General features: G+C 71.2%; 23 protein-coding genes. 15 read left to right on the top strand and 8 right to left on the bottom strand.

The window, feature by feature from the left end:
• Positions 1 to 79: 79 nt before the first annotated feature.
• A complete protein-coding gene (locus tag KV394_RS09575) occupies positions 80 to 883 on the bottom strand; it encodes a sigma-70 family RNA polymerase sigma factor (protein ID WP_247981326.1) in 804 nt (267 codons plus the stop codon).
• A 220-nt stretch (positions 884 to 1103) separates the two neighbouring features.
• On the opposite strand from KV394_RS09575, the gene flgN reads away from it, so the two are divergent.
• The 10 genes from flgN to KV394_RS09625 are packed head-to-tail and all read left to right on the top strand — an operon-like array spanning position 1104 to position 9391.
• Positions 1104 to 1586: a flagellar export chaperone FlgN gene (gene flgN / locus KV394_RS09580; protein WP_136031050.1), complete on the top strand. Its 483-nt coding sequence runs from the start codon at positions 1104 to 1106 to the stop codon at positions 1584 to 1586.
• Positions 1587 to 1599: 13 nt separating this feature from the next.
• Entirely contained in the window at positions 1600 to 3009 is a 1410-nt protein-coding gene (flgK, locus tag KV394_RS09585; protein WP_247981328.1) for a flagellar hook-associated protein FlgK, read from the top strand.
• 13 nt (positions 3010 to 3022) lie between these two features.
• Positions 3023 to 3904 (top strand): flagellar hook-associated protein FlgL, encoded by an 882-nt coding sequence (gene flgL, locus KV394_RS09590; protein WP_247981329.1) that lies wholly within the window; start codon positions 3023 to 3025, stop codon positions 3902 to 3904.
• The gene (locus tag KV394_RS09595) at positions 3901 to 4272 is read left to right on the top strand and encodes a flagellar assembly protein FliW (protein ID WP_136035474.1); all 372 of its coding nucleotides are present in this window, start codon (positions 3901 to 3903) and stop codon (positions 4270 to 4272) included. The genes flgL and KV394_RS09595 overlap by 4 nt, the downstream gene beginning before the upstream one ends.
• 55 nt (positions 4273 to 4327) lie before the next feature.
• Positions 4328 to 4945 (top strand): tRNA (adenosine(37)-N6)-threonylcarbamoyltransferase complex dimerization subunit type 1 TsaB, encoded by a 618-nt coding sequence (tsaB, locus tag KV394_RS09600; protein ID WP_136031041.1) that lies wholly within the window; start codon positions 4328 to 4330, stop codon positions 4943 to 4945.
• The gene (gene rimI, locus KV394_RS09605; RefSeq protein ID WP_136044835.1) at positions 4942 to 5430 is read left to right on the top strand and encodes a ribosomal protein S18-alanine N-acetyltransferase; all 489 of its coding nucleotides are present in this window, start codon (positions 4942 to 4944) and stop codon (positions 5428 to 5430) included. The genes tsaB and rimI overlap by 4 nt, the downstream gene beginning before the upstream one ends.
• Positions 5427 to 6515, top strand: a complete 1089-nt coding sequence (gene tsaD, locus KV394_RS09610; RefSeq protein WP_136031037.1) for a tRNA (adenosine(37)-N6)-threonylcarbamoyltransferase complex transferase subunit TsaD — start codon at positions 5427 to 5429, stop codon at positions 6513 to 6515. The genes rimI and tsaD overlap by 4 nt, the downstream gene beginning before the upstream one ends.
• Complete coding sequence (locus KV394_RS09615; protein WP_136031035.1) at positions 6512 to 6997, top strand: hypothetical protein; 486 nt, start codon at positions 6512 to 6514, stop codon at positions 6995 to 6997. The genes tsaD and KV394_RS09615 overlap by 4 nt, the downstream gene beginning before the upstream one ends.
• A gap of 2 nt (positions 6998 to 6999) precedes the next feature.
• Positions 7000 to 8139: a hypothetical protein gene (locus KV394_RS09620; protein ID WP_247981330.1), complete on the top strand. Its 1140-nt coding sequence runs from the start codon at positions 7000 to 7002 to the stop codon at positions 8137 to 8139.
• Positions 8123 to 9391 (top strand): hypothetical protein, encoded by a 1269-nt coding sequence (locus KV394_RS09625; RefSeq protein ID WP_247981331.1) that lies wholly within the window; start codon positions 8123 to 8125, stop codon positions 9389 to 9391. Before KV394_RS09620 ends, KV394_RS09625 begins: the two co-directional genes overlap by 17 nt.
• Before the next feature lie 4 nt (positions 9392 to 9395).
• Here KV394_RS09625 and KV394_RS09630 read toward each other — a convergent pair whose 3' ends face one another.
• The gene (locus KV394_RS09630) at positions 9396 to 10601 is read right to left on the bottom strand and encodes a class I SAM-dependent methyltransferase (protein WP_247981332.1); all 1206 of its coding nucleotides are present in this window, start codon (positions 10599 to 10601) and stop codon (positions 9396 to 9398) included.
• Between the two features lie 151 nt (positions 10602 to 10752).
• On the opposite strand from KV394_RS09630, the gene groES reads away from it, so the two are divergent.
• From groES to KV394_RS09645, 3 genes are all read left to right on the top strand, one after another.
• Complete coding sequence (groES, locus tag KV394_RS09635; protein WP_017203655.1) at positions 10753 to 11049, top strand: co-chaperone GroES; 297 nt, start codon at positions 10753 to 10755, stop codon at positions 11047 to 11049.
• Between the two features lie 173 nt (positions 11050 to 11222).
• The gene (gene rarD / locus KV394_RS09640) at positions 11223 to 12152 is read left to right on the top strand and encodes an EamA family transporter RarD (RefSeq protein WP_136035192.1); all 930 of its coding nucleotides are present in this window, start codon (positions 11223 to 11225) and stop codon (positions 12150 to 12152) included.
• A gap of 145 nt (positions 12153 to 12297) precedes the next feature.
• On the top strand, positions 12298 to 13554 hold the full coding sequence (locus KV394_RS09645; protein ID WP_136035191.1) for an ABC transporter substrate-binding protein: 1257 nt from the start codon (positions 12298 to 12300) through the stop codon (positions 13552 to 13554).
• 127 nt (positions 13555 to 13681) lie between these two features.
• Here the strand turns inward: KV394_RS09645 and KV394_RS09650 are convergent, their stop codons facing one another.
• From KV394_RS09650 to KV394_RS09665, 4 genes are read right to left on the bottom strand one after another with little or no spacing between them, the layout of a single operon-like run.
• Positions 13682 to 14449, bottom strand: a complete 768-nt coding sequence (locus KV394_RS09650) for an ABC transporter ATP-binding protein (RefSeq protein WP_136035190.1) — start codon at positions 14447 to 14449, stop codon at positions 13682 to 13684.
• Entirely contained in the window at positions 14446 to 15441 is a 996-nt protein-coding gene (locus KV394_RS09655; protein ID WP_168387197.1) for an ABC transporter ATP-binding protein, read from the bottom strand. Before KV394_RS09655 ends, KV394_RS09650 begins: the two co-directional genes overlap by 4 nt.
• Positions 15431 to 16408 (bottom strand): branched-chain amino acid ABC transporter permease, encoded by a 978-nt coding sequence (locus tag KV394_RS09660; RefSeq protein ID WP_136035189.1) that lies wholly within the window; start codon positions 16406 to 16408, stop codon positions 15431 to 15433. The genes KV394_RS09655 and KV394_RS09660 overlap by 11 nt, the downstream gene beginning before the upstream one ends.
• A 3-nt stretch (positions 16409 to 16411) precedes the next feature.
• The gene (locus KV394_RS09665; protein ID WP_136035188.1) at positions 16412 to 17698 is read right to left on the bottom strand and encodes a branched-chain amino acid ABC transporter permease; all 1287 of its coding nucleotides are present in this window, start codon (positions 17696 to 17698) and stop codon (positions 16412 to 16414) included.
• 315 nt (positions 17699 to 18013) lie between these two features.
• Here KV394_RS09665 and guaB point away from each other — a divergent pair, with 315 nt between their 5' ends.
• Positions 18014 to 19516 (top strand): IMP dehydrogenase, encoded by a 1503-nt coding sequence (gene guaB / locus KV394_RS09670; protein ID WP_136035187.1) that lies wholly within the window; start codon positions 18014 to 18016, stop codon positions 19514 to 19516.
• 74 nt (positions 19517 to 19590) lie between these two features.
• Here guaB and KV394_RS09675 read toward each other — a convergent pair whose 3' ends face one another.
• Positions 19591 to 20019, bottom strand: a complete 429-nt coding sequence (locus KV394_RS09675) for a DUF4190 domain-containing protein (RefSeq protein ID WP_206251659.1) — start codon at positions 20017 to 20019, stop codon at positions 19591 to 19593.
• A gap of 72 nt (positions 20020 to 20091) precedes the next feature.
• On the bottom strand, positions 20092 to 20538 hold the full coding sequence (locus KV394_RS09680) for an HTH domain-containing protein (RefSeq protein ID WP_323131759.1): 447 nt from the start codon (positions 20536 to 20538) through the stop codon (positions 20092 to 20094).
• Positions 20539 to 20705: 167 nt separating this feature from the next.
• Here KV394_RS09680 and KV394_RS09685 point away from each other — a divergent pair, with 167 nt between their 5' ends.
• Entirely contained in the window at positions 20706 to 21020 is a 315-nt protein-coding gene (locus tag KV394_RS09685; RefSeq protein ID WP_136035184.1) for a DUF2277 domain-containing protein, read from the top strand.
• Positions 21021 to 21030: the final 10 nt, after the last annotated feature.

Consider the following 21030-nt stretch of genomic DNA (forward strand, 5'->3'; position numbering starts at 1 on the left):
TGTTGTACGGGGGACCGTCCGTGGTCTCCCGCTCACACCTATCGGCGGAGGAGGCGCGCGCGTTAGGGACGCGGCGTGGTCAGGCGGGGGCCGCGGTGCGGAACACCTCGCCGATGCGGGCGCCGGCGGCCTCGGCGATCCGGCCGAAGTAGGCGTCGCGGGCGGCGGGGGAGATGCGGGTGGAGGCGACCGGCTCCACCGTGCCCTCGGCGAAGTAGCGGTCGAGCGCGTCGCGCAGCAGCCGCACGGCCTCCGATCGCTGCTGCGAGACGGCAGAGTGGGTCACCCCGAGCTCTTCGGCGATCTCCTTCACGGGCCGTTCCTCGATGTACACGGCCAGCACGATGCGGCGCATGCGCTCGGGAAGGGCGGCGATCGCGTGCTCCAGCACCTCGCGGCGCTCCCCGACCAGGGCGGACTCCTCCGGCAGGCGCACGTCGGCGACGAGGTCGCGGGCGGCCGGGTCGTCGATGGTGGAGACGGTGCGCGCGGCGTCGGCGAGTGCTTCCGACACGGCCTCCCTGGGCGAGCCCATGGCCGTCGCGACCTCGGACACGGTGGCCGTGCGGCCGAGGGCGGCGGTGAGGGTGTCGCGCACGGCGACGGTCTCCTTGATGCGCTTGCGGATGCCGCGGGACGCCCAGTCCATGGAGCGCATCTCGTCGGCGAACGCACCGAGGATGCGGCGCCGGGCGTAGGCGCCGAAGGGGACGCCGAGCGCGGGGTCGTAGGCGTCGGCGGCGGTCACGAGGGCGAGCGCGCCGACGGCGGCGAGCTCTTCGCGGGGGATGTGGGTTGCCCGAGCATGGGTGTCCGCAGCGAGATAGCCGACCAGGGGAAGGTTGGCCTCGACGAGGCGGTTGCGCTCAGCGCGCGACGACATGGGGGATGATCCACCTCTCTGGATGCACTCCGGAAGCTCCATGGCGAGGGGTAGATGCGCATATCACATAATTCGCGATATGTACATGGGGAGAACTAACCACCGCCGTTCCACATAGTAACCTTATGGGCGCGGCGGCCGATAGGGATTAATGAACCGTTAACAGGCGGGTCGATCGCACCGGCGTTGGGGCGGGGGATCGCTGGGGAACAAGGGGATCATGGGAGCCAACGAACTATCGATGCAGCTCTGGCGCGAGCGCGAGCTGCTCGAGATGCTGCTTTTCAAGCTCGACGAGCAGCAACTGCTGCTCGCGGCTGGCCGATCGCACTGGATACAGTTTGCGGCACGCGAGATCGATCAGGTACTCGATCGTCTGCGCAGTGCAGGACTGTCCAGGGCCGTCGAGGTCGCCGGAGTCGCGCAGGAGTGGGGCGCCTCGGACGAGGCGACCATCACGGAGCTCATCGAGCACGCGCCGGAGGGGGCGTGGGCCGACGTGCTCACCGACCACCTGCGCGCGCTCGTGCGGCTGACGGCGGAGGTCGAGCAGATGCGCGACTCCACCGCCGAGCAGCTCAGCGGCGTGCTCCGCGCGACGCAGGAGACCATCGCCGCGCTCGGCCTCGAGAGCGGCGAGTACACCACCCGTGGAGACCGCGCCCGCGAGGACTCCGCCCGCATCATCGACACAGAGATGTGACCGAGAGGGGACCATGTCGACCTTCAGTGGACTGAACACCGCCGCGAGCGGACTCGCCGCGGCACGCCGCGGCATGGACGTCGTCGGACAGAACATCGCCAACCAGAAGACCGAGGGGTACACGCGGCAGCGGGTCGAGACCTCGTCGATCGCCGCCGTCGCCCAGACGGGCCGCTTCAGCATGGGGGCGCTCCCCGGCCACGGCGTGTCGATCGACGGCGTCGCCCGGCTCGGTGACGCCCTGCTCGACGCGCGGGTGCGCGACACCCTCGGCACCTCGGGCTACTGGTCGGCACGCGCCCTCGCCGCGACCACGGCCGAGGCTGCTCTGGGCGAGCCGACCGACAAGGGCCTCGCCAACCGCCTCACCTCCTTCTGGGCGGGGTGGCAGGAGCTCGCGAACACGCCCGACTCCGGCGCCGCCGCGGCGAGCGTCCTGGAGTCCGCGAAGGAGCTCGCCGCGCACGTGGCCGGCGGCTACCGCACGGTGGCAGCGCAGTGGACGGCCGCACGCGAGTCGGCGGCTCGCGCGGTCGATCAGGTGAATGCGGCCGCCGAGCAGATCGCGGTGCTCAACAGCGAGATCCGCGACGCGCTCGCCGCCGGGCGTTCGGTGAACGAGCTGATGGATCGCCGGACCGTGCTCGCGGAGGATGTCGCCCGCCTCACGGGCGGCACCGGGACCCTGGAGAGCGACGGCACGCTCACGCTGCGCCTCGGCGGCAACGCCCTGGTCTCCGGCGGTGACGCCCGGCGTCTCGCCCTCACCGGGCCGACCGCGATCGAGGCGGGGCAGCGCGTCGGAGTGATCTGGGAGTCGGCACCCGACCTTCCGGTCTCGGTCGACGGCGGCGAGCTGGGCGGCACGCTGTCGGTGCTGGCGCCGGCCGCCGACGGGGGCATGCTCGCGCAGCTCGCCTCGACCTACGACCGTGTGGCGACCGCGCTGGCCGAGTCGCTCAACGCGCAGCATCGGGCCGGTGTCACGGCCTCCGGTCAGCCGGGCGGCGACTTCTTCACCCTCCCGGCGACGGGTTCCGCGGCCCTCGGGCTGCGCGTGGCCGTGACGAGCGCCGACCAGCTGGCCCTGGCGGCTCCGGGCGCGGGGGCGAAGGATGCGAGCAACGCCGATCTCATCTCGCAGATCGGACGGCGCGCCACCTCGCCCGATGCGCTGTGGACCGACCAGGTCACCCGCTTCGGCGTCTCGACCGCCGCCGACGTGCAGCGCGCGAAGGTGTCGGAGTCGGCGGCGGCGGGGGCCATCGGCGCCCAGCAGTCCGTCGCGGCCGTCGACGGCGACGAGGAGACGATCAGCCTCCTCACCTACCAGACCGCGTATCAGGCGGCCGCCCGCGTGCTCACCGCCGTGGACGAGGCCCTCGACGTCCTGATCAACCGCACGGGCGTCGTCGGACGCTGATCGGAGGAGCACCGTGATCTCTCGCGTGACGCAGTCCACCATGACCCAGACGGCCATGCGCCAGTTGCAGGCCAACCTGTCCGAGCTCGCGCGGCTGCAGGACCAGGCGACCTCGCAGAAGGCGTTCGCGGCACCGTCGGACGACCCGACCGCCGCGGCCGCGACCCTGGCGCTGCACGCCGAGCAGCGCCGCACCGAGCAGTACGCCCGCAACATCGACGACGGGCTGGCGTGGGTGACCGCGGCCGACAGCGCCATCACCGCCAGCACCTCGCTGCTGTCCCGCGTGCGCGACCTCACGGCGCAGGGCGCCAACGACGGCGGGCTCGACGCGACCGCCAAGGAGGCCCTGGCGGTGGAGCTGGAGGGCATCAGGGGCGAGCTGCTCGCGCAGGCGAACACCCGCCTGCTCGGCCGCTCCGTGTTCGCCGGCACGTCGGACACTGCGGCCTTCGCGGCCGACTACTCGTACAGCGGCGTCGCGGGCTCCGAGGTCACGCGCCGCGTGTCCGACGCCGCCTCGGTCCGCGTCGACACCGACGGCGCGGCCGTGTTCGGCACGGGGGACGACTCCGTGTTCGCGCTGGTCGACCGCATCGTGGCGGATCTCCGCTCCGGCACCAACGTCGGGCCGCGGCTCGGCGAGATCGACGACCGCCGCACCGCGATGCTCGGGGTGCAGGGCTCGGTCGGCACCCGTCAGTCCCAGATCGAACGCGCCAAGGAGGCGGCCGTGCAGAATTCCGTGTCCCTCGAGTCCCGCCGCGCGGCGGTCGAGGACGTCGACTCCGTGGAGGTCCTCATCCGCCTCCAAGCCCAGGAGCTCGTCTACCGGTCGGCGCTCGCGGTGAACGCCCGCGTGCTGCAGCCCTCGCTGATGGACTTCCTGCGATGACCGCGGCGCTCACCTTCACCGCCCCGCCTCCCGGGCTCGCCCCGCACGTCGATTTCTCGCTCGCGCCGATCGACGGCGCCGACGGGCTGTTCGCGCTGCGGGCCGTGGCCGACGAGGCGCTGCGGCTGTACCTGGTCGACCCGAGCACCGTGCTCGGGGAGTATGCGCCGACGCTGAGCGACGCCCAGGTGGACGACCTGGCACTGCGCTCGCCCGACGACGCCCTGGTGCTCGTGGTCGCGCACCCCTCGGCGGATGGCGTGAGCGTGAACCTCCTGGCGCCCGTGGTCGTGAACCGGACGACGGGCGCGGCCGCCCAGGTCATCCTGGAGGATCAGGACTACCCGGTCAGGGCGCCCCTGGGCTGAGCGGGCGGCCCCTCCTGCACGGCGCCGGAGGGCCCGTGACGACTACCCTGGAGGGGTGATCCTCGCCGTCGACACGTCCCTTGGCACCGCCGTCGCTCTCATCGACCCCGACGGGACGCCGCGGGCCGAGGCGGGCACCGCCGATCCGCTCGGTCATGCGGAGGTGATCGGCGATCTGCTCGCCGGGGTGCTCCGCGACGGAGGCTCCGACGGCATCACCCACGTCGTGTCCGGCATGGGTCCTGGACCGTTCACCGGGCTGCGCATCGGGATCGCCGCCGCCCGCGCGTTCGCCCTCGGCCGCGGCCTGCCCGTGCTGCCGGTCCCGAGCCACACCGCGGCGGCGCTCACGGCCCTGCCGACGCAGTCCGGCCCGTTCGCGATCGTCACCGACGCACGCCGCCGCGAGGTCGCGGTCACGGTGTTCGACGGGCTCGACGACGACGGACTGCCGGTGGTCGTGGCCGACACGGTGCTGGTGCGGGCCGCCGATGCGGACACCCACCTCGACGGCATCCCGCGCGTCGACACGACCGTGCTCTCCGCGGTCGACCTGGCCAGGGCGGGCGCGCGGGCGCTGGCCGCGGGCCGCACGCTCGCCGACGCCGAGCCGCTGTACCTCCGTCACCCCGACGTGACGCTGCCCGGAGCGCCGAAGAAGGTGGGTTCGTGACGCTGCGGGAGGCGGTGCCGGGCGACCTCGACGCGATCATGGCGATCGAGGAGCGGTCGTTCCCCACCGACGCCTGGAGCCGCGAGACCATGGCGAGCGAGCTGTCGAGTCCGCACGGCCGCTATCTGGTCGACGAGGTCGACGGCGAGATCGTGGGGTACGGCGGGGTCAGGGCTCTCCATGGCGGCGCGGACGCCGACATCCAGACCATCGCCCTGCTCGCGGAGCACCGGGGCCGGGGCCGGGGGCGTGCGCTGCTGCACGCTCTGCTCCGGGCGGCGGCCGCCCGGGGAGCCAGGGAGATGTTCCTCGAGGTGCGGGCCGACAACCCGCCGGCGGAGGGGCTGTACCGGGCCGAGGGCTTCGAGGAGATCGGCAGACGCCCCCGCTACTATCAGCCCGACGACGTCGACGCGATCGTGATGCGTCTGGACCTGCGCCGCCACCCCGCGGTCGCCGATACGCCGGAGGAGGCGAACGCATGAGCGAGCCCCTGGTGCTCGGCATCGAGACGAGCTGCGACGAGACCGGGATCGGGATCGTGCGCGGCCGCACGCTGCTGTCCAACACGATCGCGTCGAGCATGGATGAGCACGCCCGTTACGGCGGAGTGGTGCCGGAGGTCGCGGCTCGTGCGCACCTGGAGGCGCTGCAGCCGGCGATCGACGCCGCGCTCGCCGAGGCCGGGGTGCGCCTGGACCAGCTCGACGCGGTCGCCGTCACGAGCGGTCCGGGACTGGCGGGCGCGCTCATGGTGGGTGTCGGCGCGGCGAAGGGGCTCGCGGTGTCGCTCGACAAGCCGCTGTACGCCGTCAACCACCTGGTCGGTCACATCGCCGCCGACATCCTGACGCCGGAGTCGGAGCCGCTCGAGTACCCGACGATCGCGCTGCTGGTGTCGGGCGGGCACACGTCGCTGCTGCACGTGCGCGACCTCACGACCGATGTCGAGCTGCTGGGCGAGACGGTCGACGACGCGGCGGGCGAGGCGTTCGACAAGGTCGCGCGACTGCTGTCGCTGCCGTACCCCGGAGGCCCCGAGATCGACAGGGCCGCGGTGGGCGGGGATCCCGAGGCGATCCGGTTCCCGCGCGGGCTGTCCCGGGCGTCCGACCTCGCGAAGCACCGGTACGACTTCTCGTTCTCCGGGCTCAAGACCGCCGTCGCGCGGTGGGTGGAGCGGTTCGAGGCGGAGGCCGCGGCGGCGGGCGACGAGGCCCCGGCGCTGCCCATCGCCGATGTCGCCGCGAGCTTCCGCGAGGCCGTGGTCGATGTGCTCGTCACGAAGGCGCTGGCCGCCTGCGCCGACCTGGGAGTCCCGCGGCTCCTGCTCGGTGGCGGCGTGATCGCGAACCGGCGGCTGCGCGAGGTCGCCCTGGCGCGCGCCGCGGAGGCGGGCGTCACGGTCCGCATCCCGCCGCTGTCGCTGTGCACCGACAACGGCGCGATGATCGCGGCGCTCGCCGCCGAGCTGATCTCGTCTGGTCGTCCGCCGTCGACGCTCGCGTTCGGCGCCGACTCGACCCTGCCGGTGACCGAGATCCAGGTCGCGGAGGCGGTGGCGGTATGAGCGACGTGCCGCGACCGGCGGGAGACGCGACCCCGACGCCCCCTGCGCGACTCGAGCGGGCGAGCGAACAGGTGGACCGTTCGGCGGCGACGGCGCGGATCCCCGGCGCGCGGCGCGACGGATACAGCAAGCTGCCCACGGGTCCGGTCGGCATCGAGCCCGTGGTGGTGAGCGGCCCGGACATCGACCGTCACGAGGATGCGGAGTGGGAGCCGTCGGTCACCGAGCCGGCGCCCGTCGACGACACGCGGCTCGCGCCCTGGGCCCTGCTGGCGGCGATCGTGGCGCTGGGCGCGTCGTTCTTCGTCGGCTGGGGGATCCCGGTCGCGGTGGTCGCGGTGATCGCGGCGATCATGTCGCTGCGGCGTCCGATGGAGAACCGCGCGATCGCGCGCTGGGCGCTCGCTCTCGGCCTGTGCGCGACCGTGTACAGCCTGGCCTGGCTGGTGTGGGCCGGTATGCAGTTCGAGAGGCTCGGCTAGCGATGCCGTCGGCGGGGGGCGACGACGAGCTGCGGGCGCTGCAGCGGAAGGCCTACGCCCGCGATGGCGCCCTCACGGCCGCCGAGGCCGCCCGGCTGGCCGCTCTCGAAGAGCTCCGGCGTGCGGGGCGTGCGGACGCCTCCGGGGTGCCGGCTCGCGATGCCGCGGCATGCGACACCGGCCCGGCTTCCGATGCCAGCACGGCCTCGGCATCGGGCGCGGACGCGGTGTCCGGTGGCGGCCCGGGCGACGCGTCGCCGGAGAGTGCAGACGGCTCGGATCCGGGTGCCGGCGTCGACAGCGAGTTTTCGGGGCGCACCGACGCGACGGGCGTCCTCGGGACGCTGCGGAACCGTCGTCCCCTCGTCCTCGCGCTCGCCGCGGTGCTCCTGGTCGCGGTCGGCGTGGGCATCGGCTGGGCGGCGTTCGGCCGATCTGCGGCGCCGGCGGTCGCGCTGACGGCCGAGCAACAGGTGTGGCACAACGACCTCGTCGCCTCGGGCGTCTACGACCCCGGGTCGGTGCGGGCGCTCGCGGTGGAGGACGACGTGGTCATCTGGACGGCGACCCAGGAGCAGCGCGCGCGCATCTGCCTCGTCCTGGGGTCGGGCAAGAGCACCATGCCCAGTTGCGGTCCTGCCGAGCAGGTCGAGAACACCGGGCTGTACGGCTCGCTGACCCTCGGCGCCGACGAGGAGCGGCAGAGGCAGGTCAGCGCGCAGCTGCTGCTGACCGCGAGCGGCGAGGCCGCGGTCGCCGCCGCCTCCTCCGACTACTCGAGCACCGTGACCGGCATCGAGTACGCGAACGACGAGGAGAACGCCACCGCCGAGCGCCTGGCGGAGGACGGGTTCGATCCGAACTCGATCTGGGTGGCCGGGTACGACGGCGACATCCCGCTATGGGTGGCCTCGCGGATCGGCGAGGGGCGGCAGTGCCTGATCTACGACGGCTCGACCGCGGAGGCGCCGATGACGTGCGAGGCCGCCGAGACGTTCGGCGAGTACGGCCGCGGCCTCACGCTGGAGGTCGCCGATGCGGACTCTGGCGCGATGACGCGCTATGAGCTGCCGATGGACACGGGGCCTATGGTCCTCGTGATCACGCGCGAGGGGGGTGTCGCCGGTGCCGGAGGGGACTGAGACGCCGGACGCCACGGCGACGCCCGGCAGCGGGGGATCGTGGACCGACGCGGAGGAGCGCGAGCTGCGCGAGCTGGAGCGTCGCGCCTACGGCCGCGGCCCCGGGCTCGACGACGTGCAGGCGCGCCGCCTCCGCGCGCTGCACGACGCCCGCCGCGCCTCCGCGTCCGCCTCCGGTGTGTCCGGCCCCGGTGCGTCCGGCCCCGCGTTCGCCTCCGCCTCCGCCCGGCACGAGAGCGCGGCGTCCGGGCCGCGCGAGGCCGCCCCGGAGGCCGCCGCCGGGCATCACGGCGACCCCTCGTCGGAGGGGGACGCTGTCCCGAAGCCCCACGGCACCGCGGCGGAGGACGCACCGTCGCTGCCGCTCGCGCGGCGTCGCCGGGCGTCGATCGTCGTCGCCGCGGCCCTCGCGCTGGTGGCGGTCGGGGTGGGAGCGGGCTGGGCGTTGTTCGCCCCGCGCGACGCCGCGCTGCCCTTGACCGCCGCGCAGGAGCAGCGCCGCGCCGAGCTCGCGGCCGAGGACTACGACCAGGGATCGGTGCGGGCGGTGGCGGAGAGCGACGACGCGCTCGCGTGGTTCGCGACGCAGGACGACGCCCGGCGACTGTGCCTGGTGCTCGATGTGGGCGACCGCTCGCAGTCGACCTGCCTGCCCGCGGACGACGCCGCGGACGGCATGAACGTCACGGTCCCTGTCCCGATCGACCCGCCGGGCGACGAGGGCGGGGCCGCGGTCGAGAACGTCGTGGCGACGCTGCTGCTGTCGGTCGACGACGAGCCGATGGTGAGCATCCAGCGCTGGAGCATGAACTCGTCGGTGCTGTCGCAGTTCGAGGGCGAGCAGCGCACCAGGGCCGAGGAGCTCCTAGCGGACGGCTACGAGCTCGGGCTGTCGCTGGTGGGGTTCTTCCACGGGGAGCCGGTGTGGCTGGCCGACCGTCCGTCGGACACCGGTGTGTCCCTGCGGTGTCTGATCGTGGATGCCGACGCCTCGCGCCAGTGCGCCCCGATCAGCGAGGCCCTGGAGTCCGGGCTGGGGGTGCAGGTGGTCGACGTCGATCAGGAGTCGGGAGACGTGATCGCGGTCTCGGTGGTCCAGGTGGAGTTCACGCGCTGGCAGGCCCCGTACCTGTCGGTCACGACCGGGGCGGTGTTCTCCGAGGCGCCGTCCGGAGACTCGTATCTGGTGACGACGGGTCCGCCCGGCGATCCGATCCGGGTGGAGATCCCCGATCGCGACCCGGACGGCTGAGCGATCAGTCGGCCGCGGACACCCGGTCGGCGAGGATCGCGCGGCGCCGGTCGCCGATCCGCACGAGGATCAGGGTCGCCTCGGCGTCGCCCTTCAGCGTGAGCGTGCGCCGGAACGCCGCGGGATCCACGTCCACCCCGCGCTTCTTGATCTCCAGCCGCCCGATGCCGTTCGCCTTCAACGCCGCGTTGATGCCCTTGGTGTTCATCGGCAGCACGTCCCGCACGCGGAAGCTCTGCACGAACGGGCTCGTCAGGGCGGTGTCCGACGTGAGGTAGGCGATGCGGGGGTCGAGCATGCCCGCGTCGAGGCTGCGCGCGACATCCCCGATCAGGCGGGCGCGGATCACGGCGCCGTCCGGCTCGTGGAGGAACGCGCCGAGGTCGCGCACCGGGGCGTCCTCCGCATCCGCCGCAGCGGTGAGCTCGTGGGACCGGTCGCCGCGGATGAGCAGCGCCGAGCGGCGCACACCGTCTCGCGCGAGCTCGCGCGTCCACACCACGAGCTCGACCACGCTCCCGTCGGCACTGATCCACTGCGTCTCGGCGTCGTCGGGCAGGGCGTCGCGGTCGTGCGCGGGGCCGAGCTTGATCCCTGTGGGCTGCCGCGCGGCGACCCCGAAGGCCCAGTCGAGCGAGGGGGAGTAGTCGTCCGCGGCGACGCGGCGGGTCTCGCTGTGCCCAGAGGTGCGGCGGGCGGGGTCCATCCATACGGCGCGGCCGGGTCGTGGCTCCCCGAGTGCGTCCTCCGCGGTGTCGTGCCGCACGGTGACGCTGTCGCCGAAGGGCGCGAGGTTGTAGGCGGCGATCGCGGCGGTGACCTCGTCGGCGTCGACCGCCAGCACGTCGAGTCCGGCGCCCGCGAACGCGAGCGCATCACCGCCGATGCCGCAGCCGAGGTCGGCCACGGCCGTCATCCCCGCGCTGCGCAGGCGCTGCGCGTGCCGGGCTGCGACGCCCAGGCGCGTGGCCTGTTCGAGGCCGGCCCTGGTGAACAGCATGCGGGCCGCGAAGGGGCCGAACTTCGCGGCGGCCTTCGCCCGCAGGTGCGCCTGGCCGACCACGGCGGAGACGAGGTCGGGGGAGTGCCCGGCCGCGCGCAGACGCGACACCGCGGCGGCGGCCTCTGCGGTCGAGCCCACCTCGCCGGTGCCGTCGAGCAGTTCGAGGCCGGCGGGGGTCAGCAGGGCACGCAGCTCGGACATCTCCACGCCTTCAGCCTAGGCGCGCGGGGGCGGACGTTCCCGGGCTGGCACTCGCATTGCATGAGTGCCAGCCGACCGCCTACACTGGCATTAGCACTCTCGGGTTGAGAGTGCGAACGAGTCTTTCGTGTCAGCGTCAAGAAAGAAGAGGTAGACCGTGTCGGTTTCCATCAAGCCGCTCGAGGACCGCATCGTCATCAAGCAGGTCGAGGCCGAGCAGACCACCGCGAGTGGCCTGGTCATCCCCGACACCGCCAAGGAGAAGCCCCAGGAGGGCGAGGTCGTGGCGGTCGGCCCCGGCCGCATCGACGACAACGGCAACCGCGTTCCGCTCGACGTCGCCGTCGGCGACCGCGTGCTCTACAGCAAGTACGGCGGCACCGAGGTGAAGTTCGGCGCCGACGAGTTCCTCGTCCTGTCGGCTCGCGACGTCCTCGCGGTCGTCGTCCGCTGATCAGCTGAATCCCGTCCCCGCCGCGCGCGGGGCCACGGATCCGAAGGGGTCCGGATGCCACGGCATCCGGACCCCTTCTGCGTTTCCGCCAATCGTCGGTCACTTCCCGCCCATCTTCCCGAGCGGCCCGGTACCGGCGCGGCGGGGTCGCGCCGCGGGCATAGGGTTGTGCGGTGACCCCCGAGACCGCCCGCGCCACCCCGACCGCGGGCGTCGTCTACGCCGCGTCCGCCTACGTCTTGTGGGGGGTCCTGCCGCTGTACTTCCTGCTCCTGGCGCCGACGGGCCCGTGGGAGGTCGTCGCGTGGCGCGTGGTGCTGTCCTTCGTGTTCTGCCTGCTGCTGCTCACGGTCACGCGCGGGTGGGCGGCGATCCGCGTGATCCTCCGCACGCCCCGGCTGCTCGGGTGGACGGCACTGGCCGGTCTGCTCATCTACATCAACTGGCAGGTGTTCCTGCTGGGCACGCTCAGCGGCAACGTGGTCGAGACGGCGCTGGGCTACTTCATCAACCCGATCACGACCGTGCTGCTCGGGGTGTTCGTGCTCAAGGAGCGCATCCGCCGCCTGCAGTGGGTCGCGGTGGGCATCGCCGCGATCGCGGTGGTCGTGATCATCGTGGCGTACCGCTCCTTCCCGTGGATCGCGCTGTCGCTCACCGCCTCGTTCGGTGTGTACGGGCTCATCAAGAAGAAGATCGGTCCGGCGGTCGACGCGGTCAGCGGGCTCACGCTGGAGTCGTTCTGGCTGCTGCCGATCGCGGTGGTGCAGCTGGTGGTGGTGGCGCAGACCTCCGGCCTCACGATGGGCGCGAACGGTGTGGTGCACGCGCTGCTGCTGGGTTTCGCGGGCGTCGCGACGGCGGTGCCGCTGCTGTTGTTCGCGGCGGGGACGCGCCGCGTGAACCTGGCCGTGATCGGCATGATCCAGTTCCTCACGCCGATCATGCAGTTCCTGATCGGCGTGGTGGTGCTGCACGAGCCGATGCCGCCGGAGCGATGGATCGGGTTCGTGCTCGTGTGGATCGCGATCGCGGTGTTCGTCGCCGACCTGCTGCTGGCCGGGCGGCGGGGACGCCGGATCGCGCGCGCCGCCCTGCTCTGATCCCCGGGCTCGACCGCGGCGACACCCGGTGTCGGATCGTTAACGCACCGAGATACTTGCACCCCCTGCGCGCTGACCTCACGCCCTAGTGTTAGAGCACCCGCCTGTGGTCACAATCCACGTTCAGTCACGCAAGGGAGCATCCATGAACGCACTGAAGGGCTCGCGCACCGCGAAGGTCTTCGCCGGGATCGCGCTGGTCAGCGCATCCGCCATCGTCATCGCCGGCTGCAGCAGCACGCCGAACGCCGAGCCGTCGGAGGGTGGCGGCGACAAGCCGGCCGCCGACCTGACGCTCAAGCTCGGCTCGCTGCTGCCCGCCACCGGATCGCTCGCCTTCCTCGGCGCTCCCATGGAAGCCGGCGTGCAGCTCGCCGTGCAGCAGATCAACGAGGCCGACGCCGGTGTCACGATCGACCTGACCACCGCCGACGAGGGCGACCTCGACAACAAGGCCTACGAGACGTCGATCACCAACCTGCAGAACGCGGGCATCACCGCGATGATCGGTGCCGCGTCGTCGAGCGTCACCAAGCTGATCCTCGACAGCAACGCCGGTGCGGGCATCCTCACCGTCTCGCCGTCGAACACGTCGCCCGACTTCACGGGCATCAACCCGCTGTACTTCCGCACGGCGCCGAGCGACAACCTGCAGGGCGAGGTGCTGGGCAACCAGATCGCCGAGGACGGCCACAAGACGCTGGGCATCATCTACCAGAACGACCCGTACGGCACGGGCCTGTTCGAGGCCATCAAGGCCACGTTCGAGGGCACCGGCGGCGAGGTCGTCGCCGACGCGTCGTACAACCAGGGTGACGGCCAGTTCAACGCCCAGGTGTCGGAGATCGCGGCCGCCAAGCCCGACGCGGTCGCCGTGGTCTCGTACGACCAGTTCGCGACCATCGCGCCGCTGCTCGCCAACGCGGGCATCGACACCGGCTCGCTCTACCTGGTCGACGGAAACCTGAAGGACTGGGGCTCCGACATCCCGGTGAGCCTCGAGGGTTCGAAGGGCACGCGCGCCGGCGCCGAGCTGCCGCAGGACTTCCTCGACCAGCTCAACGAGGTCTGGACGGCCGACGGCAACGACCCGATCGACGCCGTGACCTACTCGGCCGAGGCCTACGACGCCGTGATCCTGATCGCCCTGGCGGCCCTGAAGGCCGGCTCGGTCGAGGGTGCCGACATCGCCGAGCAGATGATCACCGTCTCGGGTGGCGAGGGCGACGGCGAGAAGTGCAAGGACTTCGCCGAGTGCGCCGCGATCATCAACGACGGAGGCACGCCGGACTACGACGGCCTCTCCGGTGAGATCACGTTCGACGAGAACAACGACCCGAAGGGCGCCGCGATCGGCGTCTACGAGTTCGGCGCAGACAACACCACCACGCGGATCAAGTAAGCCGCATCGCGAAGGCCCCGGGCTCCGGCTCGGGGCCTTCGTCGTGTCCCACGGCGGGCACGGCGCGACGCGTTCCGCACGCAGAAGGGCCCGGCATCCGCGGATGCCGGGCCCTTCGCGGCGCGTGTCAGGCGGCGTCGGTGCCGAGCGTGCCCAGGTAGAGGCCGATGACCTTCGGGTCGTTCAGCAGCTCGCGGCCGGTGCCCTCGTAGGCGTCGCGGCCCTGATCGAGTACGTAGCCGCGGTCGCAGATCTGCAGGCAGCGTCGTGCGTTCTGCTCGACCATGATCGTGGTCACGCCCGCCTTGTTGATGTCGGAGACGCGGATGAACGCGTCGTCCTGCCGCACGGGGGAGAGGCCGGCCGACGGCTCGTCGAGCAGCAGCACCGACGGGTCCATCATGAGCGCGCGCGACATGGCCACCATCTGGCGCTCGCCGCCGGACAGCGATCCGGCACGCTGCTTGAGGCGCTTGCCGAGTTCGCCGAAGATGCTGGAGACGAACTCCAGCCGCTCCGCGAAGATCTTCGGGTTCTGGTAGAGCCCCATCTCGAGGTTCTCCTGGATCGTGAGCGACGGGAACACGTTGTTCGTCTGCGGGACGAACGCGACACCGCGCGCCACGAGCTTGTCCGCCTTGAGGCCGACGATGCTCTCGCCCTTGACCGTGATGTCGCCGTCGCGCACGTTCACCATGCCGAAGATGGCCTTCAGCAGCGTCGACTTGCCGGCGCCGTTGGGGCCGATGATGCCGATCAGCTCGCCCTTGTGGGCCACGAGGTTCGCGCCGTTGAGGATGTTCACCCCGGGCAGATACCCGGCGTGCACGTTGGTGAGCTCGACGACCACGTCGTCGTTCTTGATCTCGTTCCGCTCGACGGGCGCGTCGGTCATGGCTTCTCCTCCTCGGCCTCTTCGGCCTCGACCTCGGCTTCGACCTCGGTCTCGATCTGCTCGCGGATGCGCTCCGCGTCGGCGTCCGAGATCACGGGCAGACGTCCGGTCACGGCACCCAGGTCCACGTCCTGATGCGCGCCCAGGTAGGCGTCGACGACCGCGGGGTCCTCCATCACGGTGTCCGGCGGCCCCTCGGCCACGACGCGTCCCTCGGCCATCACGACCACCCAGTCGGCGATGTGACGCACCATGTGCATGTCGTGCTCCACGAACAGCACCGTCATGCCCAGGTCCTTGAGGTCGAGGATGTGGTCGAGCAGCGACTGCGTCAGCGCCGGGTTCACGCCGGCCATGGGCTCGTCGAGCATCACCAGTGTCGGGTTGCTCATCAGTGCGCGCGCCATCTCCAGCAGCTTGCGCTGGCCTCCGGAGAGCGACGCCGCGAAGTCCTGCTCCTTGGCGTCGAGCTTGAACCGCGTCAGCAGCTCGTGGGCGCGCTGTTCGATCTCCTGGTCCTGCTTGCGCCAGAGGAAGGGGAAGAGCCCGGCCCAGAAGCCCTCGCCGCGCTGGTCCTTCGCGCCGAGCTTCATGTTCTCCAGCACGGTCAGCAGCGACAGCGACTTGGTGAGCTGGAACGTGCGCACCTGCCCCATGCGGGCGACCTTGAAGGAGGGGATGCCGGAGAGGTTGGTGCCGTCGAACGACCAGGTGCCGCTGTTGGGCTTGTCGAAGCCGCACAGCAGGTTGAACAGCGTCGTCTTGCCGGCGCCGTTCGGGCCGATCAGGGCCGTGATGGCGCCGCGCGGGATCTCCAGGTGGTCGACGTCGACGGCCGTGAGGCCGCCGAAGCGCCGCTGCACGGCGTCCACGACGAGGATCGGGTCGACCTTCTTGACGCCGGGCACCGCGGGGCCGGCGGTGAGGCCGGTCGTCTTGGCGCGCGGGGTGCTCTTCGCGGGCGTGACCGCCGCGTCGTTCTCACTTGACAAAGGTCATCTCCCTCTTGTTTCCGAGGATGCCCTGCGGGCGGAAGATCACGATCAGCATCAGCACGATGCCGATGAGGATGTACCGCACGACATCGGCCTGCGCGCCCGACATGGGCAGGTAACCGGCGTTCGCCATGGCGGGCAGCAGCGCGCCGAGGAACGCGAACACGATCCAGAACAGCACGGCGCCCAGCGTGGGCCCGAGCACCGTCGCGGCGCCGCCGAGCAGCAGGATCGTCCACAGGAAGAACGTCAGCGACGTGGAGTAGCTGCCGGGGATCACGGCCGACGGCAGGATGAACACGATGCCGCCGAGCGCGCCGATGATGCCACCGACCACGAGCGCCTGCATCTTGTACGCGAAGACGTTCTTGCCGAGCGAGCGCACCGCGTCCTCGTCCTCGCGGATGCCCTTGAGCACGCGACCCCACGGGCTGCGCATGAGCGCCCACACCACCAGCACCGCGAGGGCCAGGGCGATCAGGCCGACCACGCGCACCCACAGGTCGGTCGCGTTGTAGGTCCAGGGACCGAAGCCGTACGTGCCGGTGGGGAAGGGGTTCGCGTCGCGGAAGCTCTGGTGGTAGCCGGAGAGGCCGCCCGCGGAGTTGGTCCAGTCCTTGAACAGCTCCGTCACGAACATGAGCCGCACGACCTCCGCGGCCGCGATGGTCGCGATGGCGAGGTAGTCGGCGCGCAGGCGCAGCGTGGGGATGCCGAGCAGCAGGGCGAACAGGGCCCCGCCCAGCACGCCGACCAGCACGCCGGCCCACCACGGGAAGCCGAAGGTGAGGATCGAGATCGCGTAGCCGTAGCCGCCGATCGCCATGAACGCGGCCATGCCGAAGTTGAGCAGACCCGTGTAGCCGAAGTGCACCGCGAGGCCGGTCGCCGCGAGCGCGTACGCGATCGTCGTCGGGCTGAACAGATAGGAGGCGGTGTTGCCGAAGATGCTTCCGAAGTCCATGTGTCAGCCCAACCTTTCCTTGCGTCCGAGGATGCCCTGCGGTCGCACGAGCAGGATGATGATCAGCGCGACCAGGGCGCTGGCGTACTTGAGGTCGGAGGGGACGCCCAGCAGCGTGGACACCTCCACCGCGAGCCCGACGATGATCGAGCCGATCAGGGCGCCGATCGCCGAACCCAGGCCGCCGAGGGTGATGGCGCAGAACATCAGCAGCAGCATCTGCATGCCCATGTCCCACTTCACTCCCGGGCGGAAGTACGCCCAGAGGATGCCCGAGATGGCGGCGAGCGTGCCGGCGAGGATCCACACGATGCGGATGACCTTGTCGACGTCGATGCCGGAGGCGGCCGCGAGCTGCGGGTTGTCCGAGATCGCCCTCGTCGCCTTGCCCGTCCGGGTGCGGGTGAGGAAGAACGCCACGCCGAGGATGACGATGATGCTGGTGGCCATGCCGATCATGTCGATGTACGACAGCGAGATCGGCCCGAGGCGGATCGGCTCGGGGCTCGCGCCGGGGAGCTGGTAGGTGTTGCCGCCGATGATGTACTGCAGCGTGTACCGCAGCGCGAGCGAGAGGCCGATGCTCACGATCATGAGCTGCACCACCCCGAGGCCCTTGCGGCGCAGCGGCTTCCAGATGCCGGCGTCGAGCGCCCAGCCCAGGGCCGCGCCGCCGATCACCGCCGCGATGATGCCCGCCCACAGCGGCAGCTGCCAGAAGGTCGTGAACACGAGGGTGATCACGGCGCCCCAGGTCACCATCTCGCCGTGCGCGAAGTTCGACAGCCGTGTGGTGCCGTAGATGAGTGCCGCCCCCATGGAGGCGAGGCCGAGCAGGAGCCCGAAGTTCAGGCCGCCGACGATGCGCGACAGCAGCTGATCGAGGAACGACACCGTGACCCGCTCGCCCGCGCCGAGGAAGAGGTTGACGATCTTGGTGCCGGTGAGCCCGAACTCCAGTTCGAACGAGGCCGTCGTGCCCGACACCGGCTGGATGCCCTCCGGCAGCTGCGAGGCGTCGACGATCACACCGTCGGGGAGCGTGGACTCGTCCACCGTCAGGGTGTACGTCTCCTTCTCCGGCACGTACAGGCGCCACTTGCCCTCGGCGTCGGTCTCGGTCTCGGCCTCGAAGCCGTTGCCCTCGATCGACATGACCACGCCCTCGACGGGCTCATCGGCGTTGGTGACCACACCCGCGAAGTAGAAGTCGGTGACCTCTTGCCCGTCGTCGGTGGTGTCGGCGGAGGCCGCTGAGGGAGGGAGCAGCAGTGAGGCCGCGAGCGCCATGAGGATTCCCAAGAAGACGAAAGCCCAGGGGCGCTTCCGCGGTCCGGCGAGTGCTGTGGGTCCCACGCAACCTCCACTGTGAGTGCTGTCTCCGCGGACTCGGGTCGAACCGCGGGGATGGACGACGCACTTGAGCGTAATGGGCGATCCGCGAATCACCTACCTCTCGGGCCAACGGTCCGGTAACGACGGGGGACTGGGAATGTTCTCGGGCGTGTCTCGCTTAGAATCTGCATACGGGCTCAGCCCCGCCCCGGCCGATGTCGACCACCCACTCGCACCCGGACCCGCGCCACGCGCGCAGGAGGAGATTCCATGGACCAGCACGATCCCTTCGGCTTCGTCGGACTGACCTACGATGACGTTCTGCTCCTGCCGGGGCATACCGACGTCATCCCCAGTGAGGCCGACACGTCGTCGCGGATCACGCGTCGCATCTCCGTCGCGACGCCTCTGCTGTCCAGCGCCATGGACACCGTCACCGAGTCGCGCATGGCCATCGCGATGGCGCGCGAGGGCGGCATCGGCATCCTGCACCGCAACCTGTCGATCGCCGACCAGGCCGCACACGTCGACCGCGTCAAGCGCAGCGAGTCGGGCATGATCACCGACCCCATCACCACGACCGCCGACGCGACGGTGGAGGAGGTCGACGCGCTGTGCGCCAAGTACCGCATCTCCGGCCTTCCCGTGGTCGACGCCGAGGGCCGCCTGGTGGGCATCATCACGAACCGCGACATGCGGTTCGTCTCGGGTTTCGAGCGTCAGACCACGTTCGTGAAAGACGTCATGACGAGCGAGAACCTCGTCACCGCACCGGTGGGCGTCGCGGCGGGCGAGGTCATCGCCCTGTTCGCGAAGCACCGCGTGGAGAAGCTGCCGCTGATCGACGAGGACGGCAAGCTCGCCGGGCTCATCACCATCAAGGACTTCGACAAGAGCGAGAAGTACCCGCTCGCGACCAAGGACGACCAGGGCCGCCTGCGCGTCGGTGCGGCGATCGGCTTCTTCGGCGACGCGTGGGAGCGGGCCGAGGCGCTGCGTGACGCGGGCGTCGACGTGCTCGTGGTCGACACGGCCAACGGCCAGTCGCAGGGCGTGATCGACCTGGTCAAGCGCCTCAAGGCCGACGAGTCCTTCGCCCACATCGACGTGATCGGCGGCAACGTCGCGACGCGTGAGGGTGCGCAGGCGCTGGTCGACGCGGGCGTCGACGCGGTCAAGGTCGGCGTCGGCCCCGGCTCCATCTGCACCACGCGCGTGGTCGCGGGCGTCGGAGTGCCGCAGGTGACCGCCGTGTACGAGGCGTCGCTCGCCGCCCGTCCGGCCGGCATCCCCGTGATCGCCGACGGCGGCCTGCAGTACTCGGGCGACATCGCGAAGGCCCTCGTCGCAGGCGCCGACGCGGTCATGCTCGGTTCGCTGCTCGCCGGTACCGACGAGTCGCCGGGCGAGATCGTGTTCCAGTCGGGCAAGCAGTTCAAGCAGTACCGCGGCATGGGCTCGCTCGGGGCGATGCAGACCCGCGGCAAGCAGACCTCCTACTCCAAGGACCGCTACTTCCAGGCCGACGTGCCCAGCGACGACAAGCTGATCCCCGAGGGCATCGAGGGGCAGGTGCCGTACCGCGGCCCGCTCTCCGCCGTCGCCTACCAGCTCGTCGGCGGGCTGCGGCAGTCGATGTTCTACGTCGGCGCCCGCACGATCGAGGAGCTCAAGGCCCGCGGCAAGTTCGTGCGCATCACCTCGGCCGGGCTCAAGGAGTCCCACCCGCACGACGTGCAGATCGTGGTCGAGGCGCCCAACTACAAGAAGTGAACAGCGCCCCGCACCGGGGCGACGACGAGGGGCCGGATGCGCGCAGCATCCGGCCCCTCGTGTGTGTTGCGGGTTCAGCCGCAGCGGTAGGTGACGCCGCCGACCTCCCACACGCCGGGGCCGAGCTCGGCGCACATCCCGAAGATGCCCGCGAACACGGTCACGAGCAGGATGATGCCGATGATCTCCAGGATGGTCAGCACCGCGCCGACGATGATGCCGGCGATCGCGAGGCCCTTCGGCGCGTGCGCCTTCCCCAGCTGCACCGCGGCGATGATGCTGAGGATGAGGCCGATCGGCGGCAGCAGGAACGCCAGCACGAGTCCGACGATCGACAGCACGCGTCCGGGAGGCGAGGCCGGCGCGGTCTGGCCGTAGGCGCCGGGAGCCGCGGGACCGGGCGGCGGCGGGTACGCGGCGGCCGGGTCGTTCGCGGGGGTGCTGTTCCAGGCGGGGGGAGGGGTGCCGGGCTGCGACGCCTCGGGGGGCGGGGGGTTCGTCATGGTCTCTCCTCGGTTGAGCGTGCGTAGCCCAGAGCGTAGCGACGGCGCCGTCGGCGTGCCATCCCCTGGGCGTCAGCGCGGTCGTGCGAGGTTCGCCGCGTTCACGAGGTACGAGCACCGGATGGCGACGACATACTTCTCGTTACTCGACAGCGGGCGGTCACCGGCGAGCACGGTCTGGACGACGTCCGTGGAGAGACCGGTCAATCGCGCGATGTTCCCCGGGGTGAGGTGCAGTGCTCCGGTGAGGGATTCGAGGGTCGCGCGGAGCCGATCATCGTCGCCGATCCCGCTGGCCTCCGTGAGTTGGGCCACGAGCGCGGAGAGACGAGCCGCTTCGTGCCCGGTGAGCACAGCCGGTGACGAGTCCATTCCGACGGCCGCCGGTGCTACGACGAGGAGCTTCCGCAGCCTCACGTGATCGATACCCGTCATCGCCTCGAGCGCCTTCATCGTGATGGCACCTTCTTCGAGGAGGCGAGCCAGTTCACGGGAAACGTCGAAGCTGGTCGATGACATGCTCACTCCGGGTCAGGGGTAGATGTACAAGGTGTTGTTCGGCACGACATGAGCCACGATAACCTCGGCGAAATCCGCGGTTCCGGTGAGCGTGCCCCAATGCCTGTGGTTGTGGCGGGTGCTCGTCTGTGCTTCCGCGGGGGAGGGGCGGGGCGTAGCGTGCGGGTATGTGCCGGAACATCGTGCCCCTGAACAACCTGGCCCCCGCGGCGACCGATGAGGAGTGCCACGACGCGGCGCTCCAGTTCGTCCGCAAGATCTCCGGGGCGACGGCGCCCTCGCGCGTCAACAGGGACGTGTTCGATCGCGCCGTCGAGGAGATCGCTGCGGCCACGCGACGGCTGCTGGACGACCTCGTGACGACCGCGCCGCCCAAGAACCGGGAGGCGGAGGCGGCCAAGCGCCAGGCCCGCTCGGCCGAGCGATACGAGGCCATCCGGGTGTACCAGCAGGAGAAGCGGGCGGCGCGGGCGGCGACCTGACGCCGCTGCG

It is taken from the genome of Microbacterium sufflavum (genome assembly GCF_023101165.1).
Taxonomy (GTDB): domain Bacteria; phylum Actinomycetota; class Actinomycetes; order Actinomycetales; family Microbacteriaceae; genus Microbacterium; species Microbacterium sufflavum.